Origin of the sequence: Lentibacillus salicampi, from assembly GCF_004565465.1 — a bacterium.
GTDB classification, from domain to species: domain Bacteria; phylum Bacillota; class Bacilli; order Bacillales; family Amphibacillaceae; genus Lentibacillus; species Lentibacillus salicampi.
On sequence record NZ_SRHY01000003.1, the window covers coordinates 181,069 to 206,314 of the forward strand.

Genomic DNA, 25,246 nt, shown 5'->3' on the forward strand with positions numbered 1-25,246 from the left:
ATGGAAGATGTAAAATGCCAGGGCTGCGGCGCATTTATTCAAACGTCTGATCCGGATAAGGCTGGTTACACACCCGAATCAACACTCGACAGAGACACCATCCTGTGTAAACGGTGCTTTCGGTTAAAGCATTATAATGACATTCAGGATGTGTCCATAACTGATGATGATTTCCTCACGATGGTTAGTCAAATCCGGAATAAAAAAGGTCTTGTCGTCCATCTGGTTGACATTTTTAATGTAGACGGGACAATGATCAAAGGTCTTCCACGGATTGTAGGCAATAAATCAGTTATTTTAGCAGCGAACAAAATGGACTTATTGCCGAAATCGACAAACCGCAATAAACTGATCAAATGGCTTCGGACAGCAGCCAAAGAGGCGGGGGTTTCTGTGGAAGGTGTTTATCTGATTTCGTCGGTAAAAGGTCATGGCTTGACTGATTTGACAGAAGCCATTGAGACGAAACGTAACCAGCAGGATGTTTATATCGTCGGAACCGCAAATGTCGGTAAATCTACATTCATTAATAAGCTGATCCAACAAACAACCGGGACAACGGAGGTGATAACAACCTCGTATTTTCCGGGGACAACATTAGGGTTTATCGAAGTACCATTGGATGAGCATACGGCATTAATTGATACACCGGGAATTGTTAATAACCAGCAGATAACACACGATATCTCTGACAACGATCTAAAAATCATTACACCAAAGAAGGAAGTCAAGCCGCGGGTGTATCAGTTGAATAATCAGCAGGCGCTTTACTTTGGGGGACTCGCGCGTCTGGATTTCGTGAAAGGGGATAGGCAATCATTTATATGTTATTTTTCAAATCAATTGACCATTCACCGAACGAAACTAAAAAATGCTGACAATTTACTTAGAGAGCACAGGGGCGGGCTTTTATCACCTCCCGACGATGAAACCCTTAACATGATACCAGATTTGACTGCACAGACGTTTCGGATTGAGCGTGGAAAAACGGATATCGTGTTCCCTGGATTGGGCTGGGTCACGATCCCCGATGGTGATATGACGGTTGCAGCATACAGTCCAAAAAACGTCAAGGTTTCATTAAGACAATCATTTATATAGTTCGTGTTCAAAGAGGAGGATAAAAAGGACCGTCATTGGCTAAGCTCGCGACGACAATCGCAACGCCGATATTAGCACGACAATCGCGTCAAAGTTCGAGGCAGCGGAGAAACAAGCAACGATGAAATTCGACGTGTCATTTTTAGCGGACTTTTTGAACAACCTTATATAGGAGGATTTCTATGAATTACCGATTAGGTCTTATCGGCTTTCCCATCCAACAATCACTGTCACCTTGGATTCATCAGCAGTTTCTTAAACAGGCTGGTCTGGAAGGGGACTATTGCCTTTTTGAAATAGCCCCGGACAGGCCGTTTGAAAAAGAAATCAGCAGGGTAAAAAACGAGCAGCTCGATGGATTTAATGTGACAGTCCCATATAAAAAGCGGATAATCGATTGCCTTGATGATTTGGATGAGGATGCGCGGGCTATCGGGGCGGTTAATACGGCTGTGCAGAGAAACGGGAAGTGGATCGGCTGTAATACAGATTGGATTGGCTATACAACTGGTTTAAAGCATCATTATCCGTCCATTTTTCAAAATACAACGTCCAGCATATTATTAATCGGTGCCGGTGGTGCTGCCCGCGGCATATTTTATGGTTTGATGAAAGAGGGCTTTACCCGGATTGATATTGCCAATCGGACACAATCAAGTGCCGAAGCCATTGCGGCGTTAGCCCGAACCAATACCCATACATCTGTCATAACACTGCAGGAAGCCGAAAACAGACTGGCACAATACGACTTGATTGTCCAGACGACAAACATCGGGATGAAACCGAATGTTACGGACACGATTATCTCATTGGAACAGCTGCATGAAGACAGTATCGTCAGTGATATCGTATACCAGCCACTTAACACTGAGTTTCTGCATCAGGCAAGTCAAAAGGGTGCTTCGATACACTATGGTCATACAATGCTTCTGTATCAGGCACGAACTGCATTTGAACTTTGGACGTCTAAACAAGTACCGGTTGATGATATGGACGAGCAACTAAAACGTAAATTGGAAGGGAGTTAAACCATGCTGACAGGAAAACAAAAACGGTTTTTGCGGTCCGAAGCGCATCATTTAAAGCCGATTTTTCAGGTAGGTAAAACAGGGGTCAATGATAATATGGTCAAACAAATCGGAGAGGCGCTGGAAAAACGTGAATTGATAAAAGTGAGTATTCTGCAGAACAGTCCCGAGGAAAAAAATACTGCAGCTGAAAAACTAGGTTTAGAAGCTGGGGCGGAAATTGTTCAGATTATCGGTAACAATATCGTCCTTTATAAAGCTTCACAAGAAAACAAACAGATTCATCTTCCATAACAAGCGTGTTTGAAAAAAGCATAAAGGGGCGGGAGGGCATCGTGAACGGTTTTAACAGAGGGCACCAAATGCGGTATGCCCTTTTTCGCCGGACTTTTTGGCAACTCATAAAGGAGCTTGATACATGCGACATATCGGAATATTAGGCGGCACTTTTGATCCGCCGCATATTGGACATTTAATCATAGCTGAAGGTGTGCGCGGGGCGCTGGACCTCGATGAAGTCTGGTTTATGCCTTCATATGAGCCACCGCATAAACACAAGGCTTTCGTCGATTCATCTGACCGTGTCGAAATGGTGGAAAGAGCAATTGCGGGGAACTCTTATTTCAGCATTCATACCATTGAGGTTAATCGTTTAGGGAAGTCCTACACATTTGATACAATGAAGCTGCTGCATGATGAGAACCCGGATGCTCACTTTTATTTTATTATTGGGGCAGATATGGTCGAGTATTTGCCACATTGGAAGGATATAGATGAACTGGTTAAACTGGTGACATTTGTTGGCGTTAATCGAAAAGGGTATGAGCTTCAAACAGACTATCCAGTCATGGAAGTGGAGGTTCCGTTGATTGAACTTTCGTCCACAGAAATAAGACAGCGCACGTCCGACCATCAACCGGTGAAATATATGGTGCCATCTGGTGTGGAGACTTATATAAAGGAGAATCATTTATATGAAGAAGGATGAAGCAATCGATGTTGTCAGGCCACACCTGAAACAGGAAAGATTCGATCACACATTACGGGTGGCTGACACGGCTGTAGCATTAGCGGAAAAATACAAGGAGTCGGCTGATCAAATGGAACTGGCTGCGATATTGCATGATTACGCTAAGTATTTTCCGTTAGAGGACATGAGACAGATCATTAAAGAAAGTGACTTACCGCAGGACTTACTTTTATATCACCATGAATTATGGCATGGCCCCGTTGCGTCAGTGATTATAGCAAGCGAACATGGGATAACGGACGTTAATGTGAAGAATGCTATTCGGTACCATACGACCGGAAGAGCGGGCATGAATCAGTTTGAGACAATCTTGTTTATTGCCGATTATATTGAACCTGGACGATCTTTTCCAGGTGTAAAGGATGTAAGGGAAACAGCAAAGACAGACTTGAATAGTGCTGCGCAGATGGCGTTAAGCAATACGATTCAGTTCCTTGCCGGCAAACAGGGGACTATTTACCCTGATACGTTTTTTGCGTACAATGATCTAACAATGCGTTTGAATGGAGGTCATGGAATTCATGGATAATAAGGAAGTCATTGAAGTGGTTGCAAAAGCTTGTGACGATAAACAAGCTGAAGATATTGTTGCTCTGAATATGCAGGATGTTTCGTTAATGGCCGATTATTTTCTGATTTGTCACGGCAGCAACGAACGTCAGGTACAGGCAATTGCCAGAGCGATTAAAGAATCGATGGATGAAACGGATATCCATGTCAAACGAATGGAAGGCTTTGAACAGGCACGCTGGATTTTGGTTGATTTGAATGACATTGTCTGTCATATTTTTCATAAAGATGAACGAAATTATTACAATCTGGAACGGTTATGGGGCGATGCATCAAGAGTTGATCTGCATATTGCCGGTAACAGGTCATGACGATGGCTTATCATCAAATGGCCTACTACTACGATCTGCTGATGGAGGATGCACCATACGATAAATGGGCGTTATTTACGGAACAAATGATTCAGCAAACCGGAACGACAATTGCATCAATTATAGATCTTGGCTGCGGTACCGGGCAGATTACGGCGCGGCTGGCTCGGGCTGGCTATCGGATGATTGGTGTGGATGATTCCAGTGACATGTTGAGTATGGCAGAACAGCGAGCAAGTGCAGAAAACACCCCCGTTCAATGGGTGCAGCAGGATTTGCGCACATTGACAGGTATTAAAAATCAGGATATGGCAATCAGCTATTGTGATGTGTTGAATTACATAACAGAACCGGAAACGCTCCGTACGGTGTTCGCAAATGTTGCCAGTGCATTAAAGCCAGGTGGTCTGTTTATTTTTGATGTCCACTCGCTTTACCATGTTGAAAATAATCTGACGGGTCAGACATTTGCTGAAGTCGGTGATCCTGTTTCTTACGTCTGGTTTTGTTTGGAGGGGGAAACCTCGGGAGATATGCACCATGATCTAACATTTTTCGTCAAGAATGATGATCACTATTCCCGCTTTGATGAATGGCATCATCAGCGGACATTTTCTGTTGATTTTTACAAACGATTATTGCATGATGCTGGATTTGACATGAAAGATGTATCAGGTGACTTTTCACTGGGAGAACGTCCTATAGATGAACAGGCAGAACGGATTTTTATAACGGCTGTTAAACGATCGGACTAATTTCTTCCGATCGTTTTAATTTTTTAGGAGGATTTTGAATACATTTGTCGAATAGTAATAATAGACTCTCTCGATTTTTGCTTTTACCTCCCATTTTCTCCAAAAGGATGTGGCCTCAAATTGTTTGAACCCTTCAAAAAATATGTTTTCCCGATTGGAATTGTTGTTGTGGTTGGTGCTTTTTTATTGCTGAATCATGATGGTGATAATGCCCACCCATCAAATCCTGTGCCTGAAGAATCTTCAGTGCCAGCCAGTGAAGCTGAAGCGGAGCAATCTGCTGCAGATGCAGAAGTGATGGTGGATGTGAAAGGAGAAATAACACAGCCGGGTGTATATGAAATTGCATCCGGATCACGTGTGAATGATGTCATTGAAATGGCCGGCGGATTCACAAAGGATGCCGACCAATCAATGGTTAATCTGGCACAGAAAGTACAGGACGAAATGGTGATTAAGATCCCAAAATCCGGTGAGCAGGGATCGGCTTCTACTCCTGGAGGCAGTAGCCATGACAAGATACGGATTAACGACGCAACACAGGAGGAAATTGAAAGTCTTAATGGGATTGGTCCGTCCAAAGCAGCTGCTATCATTCAATACCGTGATGAAAATGGCATTTTTAAAACCGCAGAAGATTTGCTGGGGGTATCAGGTATTGGTGAAAAGACGCTTGAATCCCTTGAAGATGAAATACAAGTCCCCTAGCATTTGTTGACGAAATTTGCAGGCTGAATGTAAACTAAAAAATAGATTGATAAAGGTGGTTATACAATATGGAACGAATCTCATGGAATCAGTATTTTATGGCGCAAAGCCGTTTGCTGGCGCTTCGCAGCACGTGTACAAGGCTGATGGTGGGGGCGACTATCGTCCGTGACAAACGGATCATTGCAGGCGGGTATAACGGCAGTGTTTCCGGTGGTGTCCACTGTATCGATGAGGGATGCTATGTGATTGACGGGCATTGTGTCCGGACGGTCCATGCGGAAGCTAACGCCCTGTTACAGTGTGCTAAGTTCGGCGTTCCGACTGAAGGGGCTGAAATTTATGTGACCCATTTTCCTTGCCTGCAATGCTGCAAGCAAATTATCCAAGCAGGCATCAAAACACTTTACTATGCTGAGGATTATAAAAACCATCCATATGCGGTTGAGCTGTTTGCGGAGGCGGGGATTGAAACCAAACAAGTGGCACTAACCGAGTTGGCTGTTGATGATCACTACCGGGAAAAAGAGAAATATATCCGCGAACTCCTGGAAGAATTGAAATCACAGACAAATGATCCAAAAAAATATTATGCCTTAAAAGCAGATGCGGAATCACTGTTTGAACTTTAAGGTGCAAATATGAAGGGTTATTGGCATGTCCCCGCGTTAGGGATTGCTGTCAGTTTTTTGGCGGTTATATTTGAAAACATTTGGTTTCTGGCGGTGTTCTTCCTCTGGCTATTGTACTTGTATTATGATCAAAGGTTAGGGAAGATAGCCATTCTCATTTCCTTGACCTGCTCCATATTCGCTTACACCTATATCCCCGAACTGGAAGTACCCCAGGAAGACGAGGCGTTCACATCACACCAATCAACGTTTACAGGTCAAATCACAAGCCCGATATCCGAATCAGAAGCAAGGATTGGTTTTGAATTGAAAGATGAAGAATCTGATCGTAAATGGCTTATTGTCTATTTTAAGGATGATCAGGACGGGGATCATGATTTAAAACATGGTGCTTCATGCACGATTTATGGTCAGCCGGAATTGCCAGAAGAAGGTCGGAACCCGGGACAGTTCGATTATCAGAAATATTTGCTCGGTCAAGGCATCACTTACCAGATCACAGTTGATTCATTGGAAAGCCTTGACTGCAGTGGCTCATCGTTTTTGAATAACATTTATCAGCTCCGTAGCAGGTTGATCCAATTTGTGCAAGATGAGATTAGTCCCGAAACAGCTGCCTGGTTGAATGCGCTTGTACTCGGGGATGACGCACAAATTGATGAGGAAACAACTGAATTGTTTCAGCGGTGGAACCTGTCTCATATATTGGCTATCTCCGGATTGCATGTCGGCCTGCTTGTCGGATTGTTCTACTTTCTGCTTGTTAAAATGAATATACTCACCAAAGAAAAAGCTCAATGGGTAATGATCTTCTTTCTGCCGTTTTACGCACTGATTGCCGGTGGAGAGCCGTCTGTCTTAAGAGCGAGCGCTATGGTTCTTTTGTTCATGCTGGCAAACAAAATGAATTGGAAATTTAGTGTGACAGACGTACTCAGCATCGTGTTTATAATGCTGACACTGCTGGATCCTTATATGTTGTATCATATCGGGTTCCAACTATCGTTTAGCGTAACACTGGGGCTGCTTCTGTCCAAAAACTGGCTGTCGCAAACATCCATCTCTTTTTTCTCCATTCTTAAGATCAGTTTCGTTTCACAAATGATCATTTTACCGCTTCAAGTGGAATACTTTTATACATTTCAACCACTCTCCATTTTATTAAACCTGATCATTGTTCCTTATTTCACCATGTTTGTTATACCATTAATGTTCTTCATGTTGTTACTTGCCCCGATGGCAGGTTTTCTGATTTCATATATTGACCGGTTATTTGTTCATATTCATGAGGTTTTTATGGTATTCATCCAATTCATTGATCAGACCCTGTATTATCCACTGGTGATTGGGTCGTTTCCGTTAGCAGCTGCCATCGTGTATTATGTGCTGTTTTTAATCTTGATGGAAAAGTTGGAACGTAAACAACAGAAACAGGCTTTTAAGCTCGGATGTTATTTGACAGCATTGCTGATCATTATCGTTATTAAACCTTATTTTTCACCGACAGGACATGTAACAATGCTTGATATCGGTCAGGGTGATGCGATTGTTATTGAGCTGCCATACCGGAAAGGTGTCATCTTCATTGATGCTGGAGCAAAAGTAGCGTTCGACAGTGACGAGCCAAGTGATAATATTTTTAAACAGGTCATCCAGCCCTATTTATATTCGAGAGGGATCAGCAAGGTTGATACAACTTTTATTTCGCATGCAGACACAGATCACATGGGGAGCCTGCAATATATGGCAGAAAGCGGGATGGTTGACAATGTCGTTGTCAGTCAGTACTACGCATTTTCTGAAAATGTGACTGAAGTGTTAGCGGACATTGGAACAGAAGTTATCCGGGCTTCTCAAGAAGAGGCAGTAACAATTGGGGGACAGACATTCTATGTATTGGGACCGATACGTGATAAACAGTCCGCCAATGAGAATTCGCTCGTTTTATATACAGCAATAGGGGGGAAATCCTGGCTGTTTACCGGAGATATTGACAGTGACACGGAACGGGAGTTATTAAACAGATATCCTGAATTGCATGCGGATGTATTGAAGGTCGCGCATCATGGAAGCAAAACATCCACCGACCCCGTGTTTCTGCAAAAGCTCCAGCCGATATATGGCCTCATTTCGGTAGGCGAGAATAATACGTACGGGCACCCTCATGCGAGTGTGATGAATGCACTGAAGGAAGCAAATATCAGCATCATCAGAACGGATCAGAACGGGGCCATTCAATATCATTTCAGCGAATCGGAAGGAACATTTTCAACGTTCCTCCCATAAGCTGTATTGACATATGAAAAAGAGACTGCTTCGCCCGTGGGCGCAGTCTCTTTTAAAGTATAAGTATGTGGCGTTCACAATCAGGAAGCAACAACATTGACAACAGTACCAATGGCAAAAATCAGTACAAAGAAAATAAACGAAAAAGCAAATCCCTTAATGGAATCAACAACATCGTTATTTTTTGACTGTACGTCCTGTTCAAATTCGTTCACGTTTACCCCTCCTATACAGTTCCAAGTATAAAATAAATACATAAAAAAATCCACTTTTGACTTCAAACGTTTTAAATGAAGGACCACCATTTTTAGAAAGAGTTAACAGCTATACTTTTGGCTATAGAGGTTACGCTATAATTACAAAACATCGTTTAAAATTTAGTTCCTAGGGCTGGGTTTTAAACGTTTATATAAATTCGGAGGGAAATGAAGCTACCCATTTCCCTCTACTTCATATAAAATAACTTGCGAATCCGCTGATTACGTTTTACGCTTAACTATATCGTATAATTGGAGTGAATCGTATGACGTATGCGGAGGTATTGAAGCAGGTAAAACAAAAACAGATTGCACCAGTATATTTATTATATGGAACGGAATCCTATTTTATTCAGAATATCATAAAACATGTGGAAGAAGCGGTATTGGAGGGTGAGACAGATGAAAATTTGTCTGTCTACGATCTGGCCATGACACCTGTACAGGAAGTAATCACAGATGCAGAGACATATCCCTTTTTTGGCGGAAAAAAACTGATTTACGCCAATAACCCCTCGTTTTTAAAGGCAAAACCAGATAAATTGTCGTTTGAGCATGATCTGGAGACGGTCATACAGTATTTGAAACAGCCTGTTGATTATACAGTTATTGTGTTTACAGCGCCATATGAAAAAATTGATGAGCGTAAAAAAATAAGCAAAATTTTAAAGCAGCATAGCGTGGTCGCTGAATGCAATCCGATTAAGGGCTATGAACTGAAGAATTGGATCACAAACCTTGCCGGAAGCATGCAGATAACAATTGAGGACGATGTTTATGATATGCTTGAATCGGAACTGTCGACCAATTTGCACCAGGTAAAAAATGAGTTGACAAAACTGGCCTTGTATGTCGGCAAAAACGGTGTTGTCACGAAAGAAATTGCGGAAAGTCTGGTTTCCCACACCGAAACCAATTCATCGTTACGTTTAGTTGATGCCGTGATTGACCATGATCTGCACAAAGCCATTTCGATTTATAAGGATCTTGAAAAAATGAAAGAAGAGCCAATTGGACTGATTGCCTTGCTTGCGTTTCAGTTTCGTACGATTTTGCGTGTAAAGCTGCTGAATCAAAAAGGATACAGTCAATCCCGGATGCAAAAACAAATCGGAGCCCATCCATATGTCATTAAGATGGCAAGCCAAAGGGAAAGACAATTCCCGACCGGTCGACTGGAAACCATCATTGACAAATTAACCCGGACAGATACAGCTATAAAGCAGGGAAAAATGGAGAAAGAACTGGCTTTTGAACTGTTATTGCATGAGCTAACCAAATAGCATTCATATACAAAAAACGACCCTTATACAGGATCGTTTTTTTCTTAGGCACTCAGTTCATTTATCTTTTTCGTTAAACGTGATTTCTGGCGGTTGCCATTGTTTTTATGGACGCCGCCTTTCTGAACAGCTTTATCGATCTTTTTGAATGTGGTTGGCAGAGCCGATTTTGCTTGCTCCACATCGTTTGCTTCAATCAGTTTTTCTATATGTTTGACTTGGGTGCGCATATCTGACTTGAAGTTCGTATTTTGTGCGCGTTTTTTTCTGTTGACATCAACACGTTTAATAGCTGATTTAATATTTGCCATTATGTCACCTCCCGGACAGTACGATTTATTTAGGTAGACTGCTTTTTTTATCACGTACAGCAGAAATAATTTTACCAGATGAACGGCATCTTTTCAATAACTTTGGTCCTCCTGGTAGTGGTGTTCAAAAAGGAGGATATAAAAGACCGTCATCATCGGCTAAACCCGCGACGACAATCGCAACGCCGATATTAACACGTCCTGTGTGTCGAAGTTCGAGGCGGCGTAGTTTTGGCGGGCAGAATGTATGCATTGAGATACATGAGTAGCGCAAAACAAGCCAACGAGCTTCTCACGCATCGTGGTGACTCCTGCGTTGGTGATTGACGTGGGCGCTTTTAGCAGAAGATCTCCTGCCGATATGTCATTTTCACCGGACTTTTTGAACATCCTCTGGTATGATTTGAGCGATAATCGTGTAGCCTACAATTAAAACCCGTAAGTCAGGAGGATGCGCTTTGGAAGATAAGAATCAGCATTACGAAGTCCGGACAGATCTGGCAGTCGAAGCCAAAGATATGTATGTTGAAAAAGAAGAAGAGCAAAAACAGGATGTTAAAGGTGTGACCATTAAAGAAAAAAAAGAAGGTGACATTGCAGTAACCTATGTTGATATTAATGCTGAAGGAGAAAAGCGGCTTGGTAAAAAGAAGGGTTCCTATATCACGATTTACGCTGACGGAGTCAAAAAACAGGATACCGGGAAACAGGAGAATGCTGCTAAGATCTTTGGAAAGGAACTTGAACAATTACTCGAGAAAAATAACGTTCCTTCAGATGGCACCGGATTAATCGTCGGACTCGGCAATTGGAATGTGACGCCAGATGCACTGGGACCAATGTCCGTTGAGAAAGTGCTTGTGACAAGCCATCTATTCCAAATGGAGCATGAATCCGTCTCAGAAGGATATCGTCCGGTGGCGGCAGTCACGCCGGGTGTCATGGGTGTGACCGGTATGGAAACGAGCAATATTATCTTTGGGATAGTCGAAAAGTTCAACCCTGATTTCGTGATTGCCATTGATGCACTTGCATCCAGATCGGTCGAGCGTGTCAATGAAACCATCCAGATATCCGATGCAGGGATCCATCCCGGTTCGGGTGTGGGAAACAAACGGAAAGAATTGAGCGAGGAAACAATCGGGGTGCCCGTATTCGCCGTCGGATGTCCCACCGTTGTGGATGCTGTAACGATTACAAGCGATACGATCGATTTTATGCTGAAACATTTCGGCAGAGAGTTGCGTGAAAAGGATAAACCGTCCAAATCATTGACACCTGCCGGGTTATCTTTTGGCGATAAGGAATTTTCGGAAGAGGACTTGCCAGACGAAGAAAAGCGCAAAACGTTTCTTGGAATCGTCGGAACATTATCAGAAGAAGAAAAGAAATCATTAATCCAGGAAGTTTTGACACCGATCGGTCATAATTTAATGGTTACCCCAAAAGAAGTCGATGGATTCATGAAAGATATGGCAACCGTGATAGCAAACGGATTAAATGCGGCTTTGCATGAAAAAGTAACAGTGGAAAATTTTGCATCCTACACGCGCTAACCTAAAGCGCTATGAACTCTACCATATTTCAATTATTTAAAAGAACTGGTTCTAGCAACTGAAGCTATTTCATAGATTCTAATATCCGGAAATACTTCAGAGGAGTGGAACCATGTATCTTAAAGGTCATCGCAGCCCAAAAACCAGGAAGCTACTACGTCATTTTTACAAAAAGAGTGGTATTTATATCATTTGTGTAGCTGTTTTATTCATATTAGCCGGATTCCTGGCGACGGTCTCTCCGGCCTACCGGTTTTCCTCCAATACGCTTACCAACTGGACAAGTGATTTAAATAGTTCAACTTTTCTATATCTGATGGGAATGGAAAATCGGGCTTTCCTGGGAGCCTATCCAAATAACCAGGAATGGCCGGAAATATCCAATTTTTTGTTTGAAATGACGACCAATATCAGGCCAAGTGATACCAGAAGTTTATTGGGACAAGAACTGCCGGGCTTTTTAACGTTTCAAAATGAAATCATTATAGCCGGTGAAGGGACTGATTACACAAACTTGCCTGTTGAATCTGCCCCTCCGCTTGAAGCTGTTTTAAAAGATAGAGAAGCAATTGTTGATAAGCCCGAACCAGAGGGGGAACCAGAAAAAGAACAGCAGGAAGAGGATAAACAGAATACGGGCAATCGCGATGTTGTCTATATTTATAATACCCATAGCCGTGAATCATTTTTGCCGCATTTGCCCGATACGAATGATCCGGATGAAGCCCAGCATAGTGACGTTAATATTACGAAAGTCAGTGACAGATTTGCAAAAGCGCTTGAGGCAGATGGTATCGGGGCACAGGTTGACGATACGGACATCATGGATATTTTAAATGAAAAGGGTTGGGAATATTACCAATCCTACAAAGCCTCCAGAGAAGTGGTACAGGAAGCATTTGCCGGTAATAACGATTTTCAATATTCATTTGATTTGCATCGTGATGCAAGTCCGAAAAATAAAACCACAAAGGAAATTGATGGGAAAAATTATGCCCGGATTATGTTCGTTGTTGGTGCCAAATATGAAGGATATGAAAAAAACCTTGAAATTGCCAATGAACTTCATAAGCTTGTTGAAGAGCGTTACCCGGGTCTTAGCAGGGGAGTCATTACCAAAAAAGGTGCAGGAAGCAATGGCGTTTATAATCAGGATTTATCGCCGAATGCCATGTTAATCGAATTTGGCGGCGTCGGTAATAACCTGGATGAATTATATCGATCTGCGGATGCGGTTGCAGAAGTGTTTAGTGATTATTACTGGGATGCCGAGAAAGTAAATACGAGCCAATAGGAGGAGAAACAATGCGCTCACTTATAATATTATTGTCGTTAACTGTGTTTTTTTTGACAGGTTTAATCGTCGGAATGGATCGCAGCAGCCAGGAGAATACTGGTGATCAGAGAGTCGATGAGATGGCTATGCAGGAAGAACAGGAAATTGTCAGAGAGATAAATTCAGGTGAAGAGAACCCGGCTGATAAAGAGGTTGTTATGAGCCCGGAAGCACCTGAGCACTTCACGTATAAGGCGGCATCATTTTTGGAATCCAGTGTTAAACGATTTTACGAACTTATTGTTGGCGCCCTCTATCAGCTTACTCAAGCTTTTTTCTGACTGCTGCAGCCAGCGATTGACACCGTCAATTCCGTCTTGATTCTTGAATGTATGCAGTGCAATTGCTATAATCAATCCTAGTTATTGAATGTCTCGATTCTGCCTTTTAATTGAAAGACACGGCAGGAGACGACGTAGGAGTGGACTGCATTTATGATCAAACAAGAGAATGTACGCAATTTTTCCATCATTGCTCATATCGATCACGGGAAATCAACGCTCGCAGACCGTATTCTTGAAAAAACAAAAGCTTTGACACAGCGTGAAATGAAAGAGCAATTCCTTGATGCGATGGATTTGGAGCGTGAGCGCGGAATAACCATCAAACTGAATGCTGTACAGTTGAATTATGAAAGTAAGAATGAGGAAGAGTATTTATTTCATTTAATCGATACACCAGGTCATGTCGACTTTACATATGAGGTATCCAGAAGTCTTGCGGCATGTGAGGGCGCCGTTTTAGTAGTGGATGCTGCCCAGGGCATCGAGGCGCAAACACTGGCTAACGTCTATCTCGCTCTGGATAATGATCTCGAAATCATTCCGGTTATCAATAAAATTGACCTGCCGAATGCCGATCCGGACAGGGTTGCTCAGGAGCTGGAAGATGTCATCGGAATCGATAAGGAGGAAGTTATCCTGGCTTCAGCAAAAGATGACATCGGTGTTGACGAGATCATGGAACGTGTTGTATCGGATATACCAGCACCCTCCGGTGAACCTGATGAACCGTTGAAAGCACTTATTTTTGATTCATTATATGATCCCTATCGTGGGGTCATTACTTACATTTGTATTAAAGCGGGTTCTGTCAAAGTCGGGGATAAAATTACATTAATGGCGAATGGGAAAAAATTTGAGGTTAATGATATCGGGGTTTTCAGACCCAACCCCATTCCTAAAGATGAACTGACTGTTGGCGATGTTGGTTTTTTGACTGCCTCGATTAAAAATGTAGGGGACACAAGAGTCGGGGATACCATCACACTGACCAATAACCCGGCAGAGACACCTTTACCAGGGTACAAACGGCTGAATCCGATGGTGTTTTGCGGGCTGTTTCCGGTTGATGCCAGTCAATATAACGATCTCCGTGAAGCACTTGAACGCCTGGAACTTAATGATTCTTCTCTGCAATATGAAGCCGAAAGTTCACAAGCATTGGGATTTGGTTTTCGGTGTGGATTTTTGGGATTATTGCACATGGAAATTATCCAGGAACGTATCGAGCGGGAATTTAATATTAATTTAATCACAACGGCACCATCCGTCATTTATGAAGTCGAGAAGACAGACGGAGACGTCGTGGAAGTGGATAATCCTTCCACCATGCCAGATACACAGCTTGTCAACGAAGTTCGGGAACCTTTTGTTGAAGCAACCATTATGGTGCCGAATGATTATGTTGGACCAGTGATGGAAATCGCCCAGAAAAAACGCGGTCAGTTTACTGATATGAAATATCTTGATGAAGTCCGGGTTAATATCGTCTATCATATTCCACTGTCTGAAATTGTTTATAGTTTCTTTGATCAGCTGAAGTCACAAACGAAAGGGTATGCCTCGTTTGACTATGATTTAATCGGCTACAGACCGTCCAATCTCGTGAAAATGGACATCTTGCTGAACGGTGACACGATTGATGCACTGTCATTTATTGTCCACCGCGATTTTGCCTATGAGCGTGGGAAACATATTGTCGATAAGCTTAAGGATCTTATTCCAAGACAGCAATTTGAAGTACCGGTTCAGGCGGCTATTGGGAATAAAATTATTGCCCGTTCGACAATCAAGGCTATGAAAAAGAATGTTTTATCCAAATGTTACGGTGGCGATATTTCCCGTAAACGGAAGCTGCTGGAGAAACAAAAAGAAGGCAAAAAACGCATGAAAATGGTCGGCTCTGTCGAGGTGCCCCAGGAAGCGTTTATGGCTGTACTCGAAATGAATGATGATTAACTAATTTAACGGAACAGGGAAAATCTTTGCTGTCCGGCAGGGGTTATCCCTTTTCTGCGTGTAGGAGAGAAACATATGAAAGCACAGTCTGTATATATCCATATCCCATTTTGTCAGCAAATCTGTCATTATTGCGATTTCACGAAGTTTTTTTATAATGAAAAATTGGCAACCGAATACATTGAAGCACTTGCAAATGAAATTAATACACAAATTGACGGTAAAAAGAATCGGGTCAACACAATCTTTATCGGTGGAGGGACTCCAACAGCATTGAATTTGGGGCAGTTGCGTTCGCTTATGCAATTGATTGACGCTAAATTTGATATAGCCGGTGCTTCCGAATTTAGTATTGAAGCAAATCCCGGTGACTTTGATGAAGAGAAAGCAAAATTACTCAAACATTTTGGTGTGAGCCGTGTCTCGCTGGGTGTGCAGGTGTTCGATGATGCCATGCTTGAAGAACTCGGCCGTTTGCATCAAATAAAGGATGTTTATAAGACAATTGAGTTGTTGCAACAAAATGGCTTGGAAAACATTAGCATTGATTTGATTTACGCATTGCCAAATCAGACAGTTGAGCATTTCAGGAGTACATTGGATGAAGCTCTTTCATTTAATCTGCCGCATTATTCTGCGTATGCTTTGCAGATTGAGCCAAAAACGGTTTTTTACCAGCGTTACAATAAAGGCAAATTGCATCGTCCACCACAGGAAGATGAAGTTCGTATGTATGACATCTTGAAGGAATCGATGAGAAACAATAGCCTGCAGCAGTATGAAATCAGCAATTTTGCAAAACCGGGTTATGAAAGCCAGCATAATCTTGTTTATTGGAAGAATGAGCACTATTATGGCTTTGGTGCAGGAGCTCATGGTTACTTGCCAGGTAAACGAACGGGGAATTTGCGGCCATTGCCGGCATATGTCAAACAGGCACTGGAAAACGGAAATCCCGTGTTAAACACAGAGGAAATTGGGATGAAAGAAATGATTGAAGAGGAAATGTTTCTTGGCTTACGGAAAATGGAAGGGGTCAGCAAACACCAGTTTCTTGAAAAATTTGGTTTTTCGTATGAACGGTTATATCAAGACGTGATTTCCTATTTATCAGATAAGGGCTGGCTTATGACAGATGGTGACCAGTTGCGGCTGACAGATCAGGGTGTTCTTTTTGGAAATGATGTATTTGAGCAGTTTTTACTGGAAGATGGTGACCTGAGTGTTGTTCGTTGACAAAAAAAATAGGATTTGATAATTTATATTTAGCATTAGCACTCGGCAGGGCAGAGTGCTAACAGAGGTGATCATCATGTTAACCGAACGACAATTGCTGATTCTGCAAGTCATCATTGATGATTTCATCGAAACGGCACAACCGGTGGGTTCCCGTTCGATTGCTAAGAAAAATAACGTCAGGTATAGTTCGGCTACCATACGAAATGAAATGGCTGACCTGGAAGATATGGGTTACCTTGAGAAAACACACTCTTCCTCTGGCCGAATACCTTCAGAGAGAGGGTACCGGTATTATGTCGATCATTTAGTTTCACCCAGGGAAACAGCAGGTAATATCCATATTATCCGTAACATCATGCAGGATGGTCTGTTTGAGTTTGAACAAATCGTCCAAAGCTCCGCCGAAATACTATCCCGGATCACAAACTATACATCCATTATACTGGGTCCGGAAGTTTTCGAGACGAAGTTAAAGCAGCTGCAAATTGTGTCCTTGTCTGAGAATACGGCCGTGGCTATACTGGTTACCAACACTGGCCACGTGGAACATCGGTCGTTTTCCGTTCCCGAAGCGATTCGTGCATCAGACCTTGAGAAAATGGTTAACATCTTAAATGACCGGTTACGAGGTGTACCGATATTTAAGTTACATGAAATGCTCAATACGGAGATTATCAATCTGATGACGAAATATGTGACAGATTTTGATACGACCTATGATTATCTGAAAGCTGTGTTTTTCAGTGAAAACCCTGTTAAGTTATATTTCGGGGGCAAATCAAATCTGTTAATGCAGCCCGAGTTCAATGACATTGATAAAGTCCGGTCGTTTTATTCCATGATTGAAAAAGAAGATGAAATCGCCAATTTACTGAAAGGCGCAGCTGACGGTATTAAAGTTTCAATTGGCCATGAGAATGAAGTTGATGCTATCAAAGAATGCAGTCTGATCACAGCCACTTATGAAATGAATGAAGAGCAGATGGGTACGATTGCATTACTTGGACCGACCAGGATGGAATATAAAAAGGTGATTGCGCTGCTTGACACCCTGTCGACTGAAATGTCAGATGTTTTATATATGTGGTATAAAAATAATGAATAAGGCAAGTCTCTTCAGGGTATATCGGAATGGTGGAGCTGATCCTATTAATCGTTTTGCTGACCGATAGGAGAGTTTAAATTCTTCTATCTGAACAAGTGTAACAAAGACTTGGGAAAGCCATGGTTTTGGATATTTATTTGTTTACTTTGGCGTGTAACTTCCGGTGAACGCTCAATTCTGCTTGGGCTTGGAGGATGCAGGTCACAGGGCGATGCCACAACTCGTGGTGTTCTTAGCCTTTGGCCGGCTTGTTCAATGAGAGGGAAATACCCCCGTTGAATGAAGTTTCACTTTATCCCGCATGTAACGAACAGTAATTCGCCAAAGAACGGCGGCTGACTGTCCGTAAACGCCCGATTCGGATCAACTAACATTCAAAATGGGAAAAAAACACCCCATTGAATGAAGTTTCGCTTTATCTCAGGCATTAATCATGTTATATTCTATCGTGGCAATTTCATATGAGGAGGTGGCAGGAATGGCAGAACAAAACCAAGAAAAAGCGAACCAATACGATTCAAAAGATGAAGAACGGAACGAACAGGAAGAAGTTATCACTGAAGTCATCGATGCAGATGATCAGAACGAACCAGAACAAGCTGATTCAACTGCTGAAACAGACCCGCTTCAAGCCGAACTGAGTGAGCTGAAAGAAGAAAACGATAATTTGAACCAGCGCTTGTTGCGTGTTCAGGCAGAATTTGATAATTTCAAAAAACGTTCCCAAAAAGAAAAGGAAGCGGATCGTAAGTACAAAGCAGAAAATCTGGTTACAGAATTATTGCCTGCAATTGATAACTTTGAACGGGCAATGCAAGTTGAAGTTACCGACGAAACAAAAGGCTTTGTTGATGGTGTATCAATGGTTTACAACCAAATTAAGGATGCGCTGAAATCGCAGGGTGTGGAAGAAATAGAATCTGTCGGCAAACCATTTGATCCGAATATTCACCATGCCGTCATGCAAGAGGAAGATGAGAACGCTGAACCCGACACAGTGATAGAAGAATTACAAAAAGGTTATATGCTTAAGGACCGCATTTTACGACCGGCAATGGTTAAGGTTAATAAGTAATTGTAAGAGCAGTGAAGGAGGAATTGATTATGGGAAAAATAATCGGAATTGACTTAGGTACGACAAATTCAGCTGTGGCAGTGATGGAAGGCAGCGAATCCGTCATTATACCAAATCCTGAAGGGAACCGAACAACACCATCAGTTGTTGCTTTTAAAAATGGTGAACGGCAGGTTGGTGAGGTGGCAAAGCGTCAGGCCATTACCAATCCTGATACGATCCAATCAATTAAACGCCATATGGGTACTGACTATAAAGTTACAATTGATGAGAAAGAATATACACCTCAGGAAGTCTCAGCCATCATCCTGCAACATTTAAAGTCATATGCTGAAGAATACCTTGGAGACACTGTGGATAAAGCGGTTATTACAGTTCCGGCATACTTCAATGATGCAGAACGTCAAGCGACCAAAGATGCCGGAAAGATCGCCGGTATGGAAGTTGAACGTATCATCAACGAGCCAACAGCAGCATCATTGGCCTATGGGATTGACAAAGAAGACCAGGATCAGACAATTCTTGTATATGACTTGGGCGGCGGTACGTTTGACGTATCAATCCTTGATATTGGTGACGGCACATTTGAAGTTGTTTCGACTGCCGGTGACAACCGCCTCGGCGGGGACGATTTTGATGAGGTCATCATGGATTACATGGTTCAGGAATTCAGAAAAGAACATGGTATCGATCTTTCACAGGATAAAATGGCAAAACAGCGTTTGAAAGATGCAGCTGAAAAAGCCAAAAAAGAACTGTCAGGTGTAACGCAAACGCAAATTTCACTGCCTTTTATTACGGCTGGCGAGAGTGGGCCACTGCATTTGGAAATGAACATGACACGGGCTAAATTTGATGAACTTTCAACAGAACTGGTTGAACGCACCATGCAGCCAACCCGTAAAGCATTAAAAGATGCCGGACTTTCAGCAAAAGACATTCATAAAGTTATCCTGGTTGGTGGTTCAACACGGATTCCTTCTGTCCAGGAAGCAATCAAACGCGAAACAGGCAAAGACCCTTCAAAAGGCGTTAACCCTGACGAAGTCGTGGCTTTGGGTGCAGCTATCCAAGGTGGGGTATTGCAAGGCGATGTCAAAGATGTTGTATTGCTTGACGTAACACCACTGTCATTGGGTATCGAAACAATGGGAAGTGTCTCAACAAAATTAATTGAACGGAATACAACAATCCCGACAAGTGAATCACAAGTGTTTTCAACTGCAGCAGATAACCAAACAGCGGTGGATATCCATGTCCTGCAAGGTGAACGGGAGATGGCTGCAGACAACAAAACGCTGGGACGTTTCCAGTTGACCGACATACCGCCTGCACCACGCGGTGTTCCACAAATCGAAGTAACATTTGATATTGATGCGAACGGTATTGTGAATGTCAGCGCAAAAGATAAAGGAACGAATAAAGAACAATCCATTACCATCAAATCTTCTTCAGGTTTATCAGATGATGAAGTGGATCAAATGGTTAAAGAAGCCGAAGAAAACGCAGAAGAAGATAAAAAACGTCGTGAGGAAGCGGATCTGCGCAATGAAGCTGATCAACTAGTCTTTACGACAGACAAAACCATTAAAGACCTCGGTGACAATGTAACGGATGAAGAAAAACAAAAAGCAGAAGAAGCAAAAGAAGAACTGCAAAAAGCGATTGAATCTGATGATCTTGAACAAATCAGGGAAAAGAAAGATGCACTGCAGGAACAAGTGCAGCAGCTTTCGGTTAAAATGTATGAACAAATGGCACAAGAACAGCAGGACAATCAAGAACAACAAGGTGAAGACCAAGGTTCTTCTGATGAAGACGTCGTGGATGCTGACTACAAAGAAGTGGACGACGAAGAAGACAAAAAATAACGATCAATATCAAATAGGCAAAGGAAGTTTGACTAAGAGTGCCACGTCATATGGCAATGTCGAACTGAACTACATCCTGTAGGCCGAAGTCAAAGTCAGGACTCTCTTGACTTTGACTTTTTTCACTCACTCAGGAATTTGCCATAAGAATGGAAATGATGATATGATAAACTGTATGCAATAGTGTCGGGAGAGTGATTCACAAGTGAGTAAGCGTGACTATTACGAAGTGCTCGGCGTCGATAAGGACGCTTCTAAAGATGAGATAAAGAAAGCTTATCGTAAACTGGCAAGAAAGTATCATCCGGATGTCAGTGATGAGGAAAATGCAGCTGATAAATTTAAGGAAGCAAAAGAAGCTTATGAAGTCTTGAGTAACGATCAAAAGAAAGCTCAATATGATCAGTTTGGTCATGCAGGTGCACAAGGTCAAGGCGGTTTCGGAGGTGCACAGGACTTTGGTGACTTCGGTGGTTTTGGCGATATATTTGATATGTTCTTTGGCGGCGGCCGCCGGCGTGATCCCAATGCTCCGCAACAAGGCGCTGATTTACAATACACCATGACCCTGGGATTTGAAGAAGCGATTTTTGGAAAAGAAGCGGATATCAACATACCAAAAGAAGAGGAATGTGATACATGTAACGGATCAGGTGCAAAACCTGGCACTAAAGCCGAAACATGTTCACACTGTCAAGGGTCAGGTCAATTAAATACGGAACAAAATACGCCGTTCGGCCGTGTGGTGAACCGGCGTGTATGCCATCACTGCAATGGTACCGGTAAGATCATTCCGGAAAAGTGCAGTACGTGTGGCGGTTCAGGCAAAGTTAAAAAGCATAAAAATATTCACATTTCCATCCCTAAAGGTATTGACGAAGGGCAACAAATCAGAGTTGCGGGTAAAGGTGAACCTGGTGTGAACGGAGGCCCTCCAGGCGATTTATTTGTTGTTATTCAAGTACGTTCCCATGAGTTTTTTGAACGGGAAGGGGATCATATTTACTGTGAATTACCGATCACATTTGCTCAGGCCGCTCTTGGTGATGAAGTTGAGGTACCAACAGTGCACGGGAAAGTAATGCTGACAATACCTGCGAGTACTCAAACCGGAAAAGTTTTCCGCTTAAAAGGAAAGGGCGCCCCAAATGTTCGCGGTTATGGTCATGGGGATCAACATGTCCAAGTGAGGGTTGTGACACCAAGCAAGCTTACCGAACATCAGAAAGAATTACTACGGGAATTCAATGAGATTGGTGGAAATGAAACAACGGATGAACAAGATTCATTGTTCCAACGGTTTAAAAATGCTTTTAAAAGTTAAATATGGTGCTGTGCTCCGAGCACCATTTACATAGGTCATTTCTATAATATTTTCAGAAGACGGGTGGATGATTGTGAATTGGTCTGAAATACGTATTCATACAACAAATGAAGCTGTCGAACCTATTTCCAATATTATGCATGAATCAGGCGCCAGTGGTGTCGTAATTGAGGACCCGGTTGATTTGATCAAAGAACGGGATTCCTTCTTTGGAGAAGTTTATGAATTAAATCCGGATGAATACCCCAAAGAGGGCGTGTATCTTAAGGCCTATTTGCCTGTTAACAGCTCTCTGGATGAAACAGTGGATGAAATCAGGCAGGCAGTCAATCGTCTGCGGTTGTATGATATTGACTTGGGCAGGAATGAGATAACCTTAAACGAAATAGACGAAGAAGACTGGTCAACAGCTTGGAAAAAGTACTATAAACCTGTTAAAGTTTCAGAAAAGATTACAATTATTCCAACCTGGGAAGAATATGAGCGAGCAGCAACTGATGAAGTGGTAATTGAACTAGACCCCGGGATGGCATTTGGAACGGGCACACATCCAACTACAATGCTGAGTATCCAGGCTATCGAGCAATACATAACCAAAAATGATTTTGCCATCGATGTAGGGTCCGGTTCCGGTGTGCTGAGTATTGCTTGCGTTTTACTTGGGGCTAAAGAAGTTCATGCTTTTGATCTGGATGACGTTGCCGTTAAAAGCACACAAATGAATACCAGGTTAAACCAAATAGCAGACAACGTGATTCCGAAACAGAACAATTTGCTTGATCGTGTGGATATGCAGGCAGATATCATTGTATCGAATATTTTGGCTGAAATTATTGTCACTTTCATTGCCGATGCATGGAAAAATCTGAAACCGGATGGTATTTTCATTACGTCCGGTATTATTCAGGCTAAAAAACAAATGGTAAACGATGAGCTGGAACAAGCGGGTTTTCGGATCGTCGCCATCAATGAATTGGAAGACTGGGTATCGATTGTTGCCCAGAAGACTCAGGAGAAAAGTGGTGCATGATTTGCAGCGTTACTTTGTACCAGCGGAAAACTGGATAGATAGCCAGGTTATCATTACAGGGGATGATGTGCACCATATCAGCCGTGTTATAAGATCTCGTCCAGGAAATAAAATAATTTGTAATCATCCGAATGGAGACGCTGCGATCTGTCGGATTACGGACATCGGAAAGGATCAAATTCATACAGTTATCAGCGAGTGGCTTGAGGAATCATCCGAACTGCCGCTTGATGTAACCATCGCACAGGGGCTGCCTAAGAGTGACAAGCTGGAATGGGTGCTTCAAAAAGGAACCGAGCTTGGCGCCGCTGCGTTTATCCCGGTCCAGGCAGACCGATCAGTGGTGGTCTGGGATCACCAAAAGTCGGAAAAGAAGATGAACCGTTATAGGAAAATTATTAAAGAGGCAAGTGAGCAGAGTCACCGCAATAAGATTCCATCCATTAAACCGGTAACACCGCTGACTGAATTAGTGAAACAAAGTACTGACTATAACGTAAAATTATTCGCGTATGAGGAAGAGGCAAAAACTGAAGTGTTTCAGTCATTCGGCATGGCTGTCAGCAAAATGGGCCCGGGTGACCGGGTGTTCATTGTGATTGGACCAGAAGGCGGCTTTTCCAAGCAGGAAGCTGCAGTGCTCAAACAGCATGACTTTACCCCAGTCCGGTTAGGGCCGCGTATTTTGCGTACCGAAACAGCAGCCCTTTATGCATTGGCAAGTATTTCGTATCATTTTGAAGAATTGAGGTGTACATAATGTCAACAGTAGCTTTTCATACCTTGGGATGTAAAGTGAATCACTATGAAACGGAAGGCATCTGGAACATGTTTAAGGACAATGGATATGAGCGTGTTGACTTTGACCGTCAGTCTGATATATATGTTATTAATACCTGTACTGTAACCAATACAGGTGACAAGAAGAGCAGACAGGTTATCAGAAGAGCAGTCCGCAAGAATCCGGATGCCGTTATCTGTGTGACAGGTTGCTATGCACAGACATCCCCGGGAGAGATCATGGAGATTCCTGGTGTCGATGTGATTGTCGGAACACAAAACAGAAAAAAGATGATTGACTACATTGAGGAACACCAGAAGACACGGAAACCGGTCAATGGTGTCACTAACATCATGAAAAATCGTGTCTTTGAAGAAATGGACGTGCCTGAATTTACGGATCGTACACGCGCATCTTTGAAGATTCAGGAAGGGTGTAATAACTTCTGTACATTTTGTATCATTCCATGGTCGAGAGGTCTACTTCGGTCAAGAGAACCTGAGAATGTCATCAATCAGGCGCAAAATCTCGTGGACGCAGGGTATAAGGAAATCGTCCTGACCGGGATTCATACGGCAGGTTATGGAGAAGACTTGAATGATTATAATTTTGCTAAATTGCTGCAAGATTTGGAAGTAAGGGTGGACGGTCTGAAGCGAATTCGTATTTCATCAATTGAAGCCAGTCAAATCACCGATGAAGTTATCGATGTACTGGATAAATCCGAGAAAATCGTCCGTCATTTACACATTCCCCTCCAGGCTGGATCAGACTCGGTGCTGCACCGTATGCGCCGAAAATATTCAACGGCGTATTATAAGCAGAAAGTTGATAAGATCCGTCAGGCACTCCCCGGACTTGCGATTACATCAGACGTTATTGTTGGCTTCCCGGGTGAAACAGAAGAGGAATTCATGGAAACATATCAGTTTATTAAAGATGTTGGCTATTCAGAGCTTCATGTTTTTCCATTTTCCAGACGGACAGGAACGCCGGCTGCGCACATGACAGATCAGGTTGATGCTGAAGTCAAAAACGAGCGTGTCAACAAAATGATTGAACTGTCAGATCAACTCGCGAAAGAGTATGCATCCGGTTATGAAGATGAAGTACTCGAAGTTATACCGGAAGAGCATGTGCATGAAACTGAGGAAAATATACTGGAAGGGTACACTGATAATTATTTGAAAGTGCGGTTTAACGGAACAAAAGACTTAATTGGAAAAATTGTGCGCGTAAAAATCACCCGGTCGGGCTACCCTTATAATCAAGGTAAATTTGTAAGAATTATGGACGATACTGCAAGTGGAAGGATTGAAGTGACTTCTTAATTCCCGGAGCTTACCGGGGATTTTCTCTCCGCATCCAATGCTAAGATGAGTAAGGGATGCGAACAACCAAAGCTGGGAGGAAGAAA

General features: G+C 42.6%; 25 protein-coding genes. 23 read left to right on the plus strand and 2 right to left on the minus strand.

The window, feature by feature from the left end:
- The 10 genes from yqeH (at window position 1) to E4U82_RS04390 (ending at window position 8,421) form a co-directional block, all read left to right on the plus strand.
- Entirely contained in the window at window positions 1-1,101 is a 1,101-nt protein-coding gene (gene yqeH, locus E4U82_RS04345; RefSeq protein ID WP_135108849.1) for a ribosome biogenesis GTPase YqeH, read from the plus strand.
- A 182-nt stretch (window positions 1,102-1,283) separates the two neighbouring features.
- Window positions 1,284-2,129, plus strand: coding sequence for a shikimate dehydrogenase (aroE, locus tag E4U82_RS04350; RefSeq protein ID WP_135108850.1), 846 nt, complete (start codon window positions 1,284-1,286; stop codon window positions 2,127-2,129).
- 3 nt (window positions 2,130-2,132) lie between these two features.
- Entirely contained in the window at window positions 2,133-2,423 is a 291-nt protein-coding gene (yhbY, locus tag E4U82_RS04355) for a ribosome assembly RNA-binding protein YhbY (RefSeq protein WP_135108851.1), read from the plus strand.
- 124 nt (window positions 2,424-2,547) lie between these two features.
- Window positions 2,548-3,117: a nicotinate-nucleotide adenylyltransferase gene (locus E4U82_RS04360; RefSeq protein WP_135108852.1), complete on the plus strand. Its 570-nt coding sequence runs from the start codon at window positions 2,548-2,550 to the stop codon at window positions 3,115-3,117.
- Window positions 3,104-3,688, plus strand: a complete 585-nt coding sequence (gene yqeK / locus E4U82_RS04365) for a bis(5'-nucleosyl)-tetraphosphatase (symmetrical) YqeK (RefSeq protein ID WP_135108853.1) — start codon at window positions 3,104-3,106, stop codon at window positions 3,686-3,688. Before E4U82_RS04360 ends, yqeK begins: the two co-directional genes overlap by 14 nt.
- The gene (rsfS, locus tag E4U82_RS04370; protein WP_135108854.1) at window positions 3,681-4,040 is read left to right on the plus strand and encodes a ribosome silencing factor; all 360 of its coding nucleotides are present in this window, start codon (window positions 3,681-3,683) and stop codon (window positions 4,038-4,040) included. The genes yqeK and rsfS overlap by 8 nt, the downstream gene beginning before the upstream one ends.
- Before the next feature lie 2 nt (window positions 4,041-4,042).
- Window positions 4,043-4,795: a class I SAM-dependent DNA methyltransferase gene (locus E4U82_RS04375; protein ID WP_245183522.1), complete on the plus strand. Its 753-nt coding sequence runs from the start codon at window positions 4,043-4,045 to the stop codon at window positions 4,793-4,795.
- A gap of 120 nt (window positions 4,796-4,915) precedes the next feature.
- The gene (locus E4U82_RS04380) at window positions 4,916-5,503 is read left to right on the plus strand and encodes a helix-hairpin-helix domain-containing protein (RefSeq protein WP_135108856.1); all 588 of its coding nucleotides are present in this window, start codon (window positions 4,916-4,918) and stop codon (window positions 5,501-5,503) included.
- Window positions 5,504-5,571: 68 nt separating this feature from the next.
- On the plus strand, window positions 5,572-6,135 hold the full coding sequence (locus E4U82_RS04385) for a ComE operon protein 2 (protein ID WP_135108857.1): 564 nt from the start codon (window positions 5,572-5,574) through the stop codon (window positions 6,133-6,135).
- A 9-nt stretch (window positions 6,136-6,144) separates the two neighbouring features.
- The gene (locus E4U82_RS04390; protein ID WP_135108858.1) at window positions 6,145-8,421 is read left to right on the plus strand and encodes a DNA internalization-related competence protein ComEC/Rec2; all 2,277 of its coding nucleotides are present in this window, start codon (window positions 6,145-6,147) and stop codon (window positions 8,419-8,421) included.
- A gap of 80 nt (window positions 8,422-8,501) precedes the next feature.
- On the opposite strand, the gene E4U82_RS04395 is transcribed toward E4U82_RS04390, so the two are convergent.
- The gene (locus E4U82_RS04395; protein WP_135108859.1) at window positions 8,502-8,636 is read right to left on the minus strand and encodes a YqzM family protein; all 135 of its coding nucleotides are present in this window, start codon (window positions 8,634-8,636) and stop codon (window positions 8,502-8,504) included.
- A gap of 308 nt (window positions 8,637-8,944) precedes the next feature.
- On the opposite strand from E4U82_RS04395, the gene holA reads away from it, so the two are divergent.
- Window positions 8,945-9,961, plus strand: a complete 1,017-nt coding sequence (gene holA, locus E4U82_RS04400) for a DNA polymerase III subunit delta (RefSeq protein ID WP_135108860.1) — start codon at window positions 8,945-8,947, stop codon at window positions 9,959-9,961.
- 44 nt (window positions 9,962-10,005) lie between these two features.
- Here holA and rpsT read toward each other — a convergent pair whose 3' ends face one another.
- Window positions 10,006-10,272, minus strand: coding sequence for a 30S ribosomal protein S20 (gene rpsT / locus E4U82_RS04405; RefSeq protein WP_135108861.1), 267 nt, complete (start codon window positions 10,270-10,272; stop codon window positions 10,006-10,008).
- 458 nt (window positions 10,273-10,730) lie between these two features.
- Here rpsT and gpr point away from each other — a divergent pair, with 458 nt between their 5' ends.
- The 12 genes from gpr (at window position 10,731) to mtaB (ending at window position 25,160) form a co-directional block, all read left to right on the plus strand.
- Entirely contained in the window at window positions 10,731-11,828 is a 1,098-nt protein-coding gene (gene gpr, locus E4U82_RS04410) for a GPR endopeptidase (protein WP_135108862.1), read from the plus strand.
- A 112-nt stretch (window positions 11,829-11,940) separates the two neighbouring features.
- On the plus strand, window positions 11,941-13,122 hold the full coding sequence (spoIIP, locus tag E4U82_RS04415; RefSeq protein ID WP_135108863.1) for a stage II sporulation protein P: 1,182 nt from the start codon (window positions 11,941-11,943) through the stop codon (window positions 13,120-13,122).
- Between the two features lie 11 nt (window positions 13,123-13,133).
- Complete coding sequence (locus E4U82_RS04420) at window positions 13,134-13,445, plus strand: hypothetical protein (RefSeq protein WP_135108864.1); 312 nt, start codon at window positions 13,134-13,136, stop codon at window positions 13,443-13,445.
- Between the two features lie 153 nt (window positions 13,446-13,598).
- Window positions 13,599-15,404 carry a translation elongation factor 4 gene (gene lepA, locus E4U82_RS04425; RefSeq protein ID WP_135108865.1) on the plus strand — a complete coding sequence of 602 codons (1,806 nt, stop codon included), beginning with the start codon at window positions 13,599-13,601 and terminating at the stop codon, window positions 15,402-15,404.
- Between the two features lie 75 nt (window positions 15,405-15,479).
- The gene (gene hemW, locus E4U82_RS04430) at window positions 15,480-16,640 is read left to right on the plus strand and encodes a radical SAM family heme chaperone HemW (protein WP_135108866.1); all 1,161 of its coding nucleotides are present in this window, start codon (window positions 15,480-15,482) and stop codon (window positions 16,638-16,640) included.
- 76 nt (window positions 16,641-16,716) lie between these two features.
- Window positions 16,717-17,748 carry a heat-inducible transcriptional repressor HrcA gene (hrcA, locus tag E4U82_RS04435; RefSeq protein ID WP_135108867.1) on the plus strand — a complete coding sequence of 344 codons (1,032 nt, stop codon included), beginning with the start codon at window positions 16,717-16,719 and terminating at the stop codon, window positions 17,746-17,748.
- 478 nt (window positions 17,749-18,226) lie between these two features.
- Window positions 18,227-18,823: a nucleotide exchange factor GrpE gene (grpE, locus tag E4U82_RS04440; protein ID WP_135108868.1), complete on the plus strand. Its 597-nt coding sequence runs from the start codon at window positions 18,227-18,229 to the stop codon at window positions 18,821-18,823.
- A gap of 29 nt (window positions 18,824-18,852) precedes the next feature.
- Entirely contained in the window at window positions 18,853-20,694 is a 1,842-nt protein-coding gene (gene dnaK, locus E4U82_RS04445; protein WP_135108869.1) for a molecular chaperone DnaK, read from the plus strand.
- Window positions 20,695-20,899: 205 nt separating this feature from the next.
- A complete protein-coding gene (gene dnaJ, locus E4U82_RS04450) occupies window positions 20,900-22,018 on the plus strand; it encodes a molecular chaperone DnaJ (protein WP_135108870.1) in 1,119 nt (372 codons plus the stop codon).
- A 73-nt stretch (window positions 22,019-22,091) separates the two neighbouring features.
- A complete protein-coding gene (prmA, locus tag E4U82_RS04455; protein WP_135108871.1) occupies window positions 22,092-23,048 on the plus strand; it encodes a 50S ribosomal protein L11 methyltransferase in 957 nt (318 codons plus the stop codon).
- 1 nt (window position 23,049) lies between these two features.
- On the plus strand, window positions 23,050-23,808 hold the full coding sequence (locus tag E4U82_RS04460; RefSeq protein WP_135108922.1) for a 16S rRNA (uracil(1498)-N(3))-methyltransferase: 759 nt from the start codon (window positions 23,050-23,052) through the stop codon (window positions 23,806-23,808).
- Window positions 23,808-25,160: a tRNA (N(6)-L-threonylcarbamoyladenosine(37)-C(2))-methylthiotransferase MtaB gene (gene mtaB, locus E4U82_RS04465; protein WP_135108872.1), complete on the plus strand. Its 1,353-nt coding sequence runs from the start codon at window positions 23,808-23,810 to the stop codon at window positions 25,158-25,160. Before E4U82_RS04460 ends, mtaB begins: the two co-directional genes overlap by 1 nt.
- Window positions 25,161-25,246 lie beyond the last annotated feature (86 nt).

Bases quoted from the DNA above. Each gene is read 5' to 3' on its own strand.
- yqeH (WP_135108849.1), top strand. From the start codon at position 1: ATGGAAGATGTAAAATGCCAGGGCTGCGGCGCATTTATTCAAACGTCT.
- aroE (WP_135108850.1), top strand. From the start codon at position 1,284: ATGAATTACCGATTAGGTCTTATCGGCTTTCCCATCCAACAATCACTG.
- yhbY (WP_135108851.1), top strand. From the start codon at position 2,133: ATGCTGACAGGAAAACAAAAACGGTTTTTGCGGTCCGAAGCGCATCAT.
- E4U82_RS04360 (WP_135108852.1), top strand. From the start codon at position 2,548: ATGCGACATATCGGAATATTAGGCGGCACTTTTGATCCGCCGCATATT.
- yqeK (WP_135108853.1), top strand. From the start codon at position 3,104: ATGAAGAAGGATGAAGCAATCGATGTTGTCAGGCCACACCTGAAACAG.
- rsfS (WP_135108854.1), top strand. From the start codon at position 3,681: ATGGATAATAAGGAAGTCATTGAAGTGGTTGCAAAAGCTTGTGACGAT.
- E4U82_RS04375 (WP_245183522.1), top strand. From the start codon at position 4,043: ATGGCTTATCATCAAATGGCCTACTACTACGATCTGCTGATGGAGGAT.
- E4U82_RS04385 (WP_135108857.1), top strand. From the start codon at position 5,572: ATGGAACGAATCTCATGGAATCAGTATTTTATGGCGCAAAGCCGTTTG.
- E4U82_RS04390 (WP_135108858.1), top strand. From the start codon at position 6,145: ATGAAGGGTTATTGGCATGTCCCCGCGTTAGGGATTGCTGTCAGTTTT.
- holA (WP_135108860.1), top strand. From the start codon at position 8,945: ATGACGTATGCGGAGGTATTGAAGCAGGTAAAACAAAAACAGATTGCA.
- rpsT (WP_135108861.1), bottom strand. From the start codon at position 10,272: ATGGCAAATATTAAATCAGCTATTAAACGTGTTGATGTCAACAGAAAA.
- spoIIP (WP_135108863.1), top strand. From the start codon at position 11,941: ATGTATCTTAAAGGTCATCGCAGCCCAAAAACCAGGAAGCTACTACGT.
- E4U82_RS04420 (WP_135108864.1), top strand. From the start codon at position 13,134: ATGCGCTCACTTATAATATTATTGTCGTTAACTGTGTTTTTTTTGACA.
- lepA (WP_135108865.1), top strand. From the start codon at position 13,599: ATGATCAAACAAGAGAATGTACGCAATTTTTCCATCATTGCTCATATC.
- hemW (WP_135108866.1), top strand. From the start codon at position 15,480: ATGAAAGCACAGTCTGTATATATCCATATCCCATTTTGTCAGCAAATC.
- hrcA (WP_135108867.1), top strand. From the start codon at position 16,717: ATGTTAACCGAACGACAATTGCTGATTCTGCAAGTCATCATTGATGAT.
- grpE (WP_135108868.1), top strand. From the start codon at position 18,227: ATGGCAGAACAAAACCAAGAAAAAGCGAACCAATACGATTCAAAAGAT.
- dnaK (WP_135108869.1), top strand. From the start codon at position 18,853: ATGGGAAAAATAATCGGAATTGACTTAGGTACGACAAATTCAGCTGTG.
- mtaB (WP_135108872.1), top strand. From the start codon at position 23,808: ATGTCAACAGTAGCTTTTCATACCTTGGGATGTAAAGTGAATCACTAT.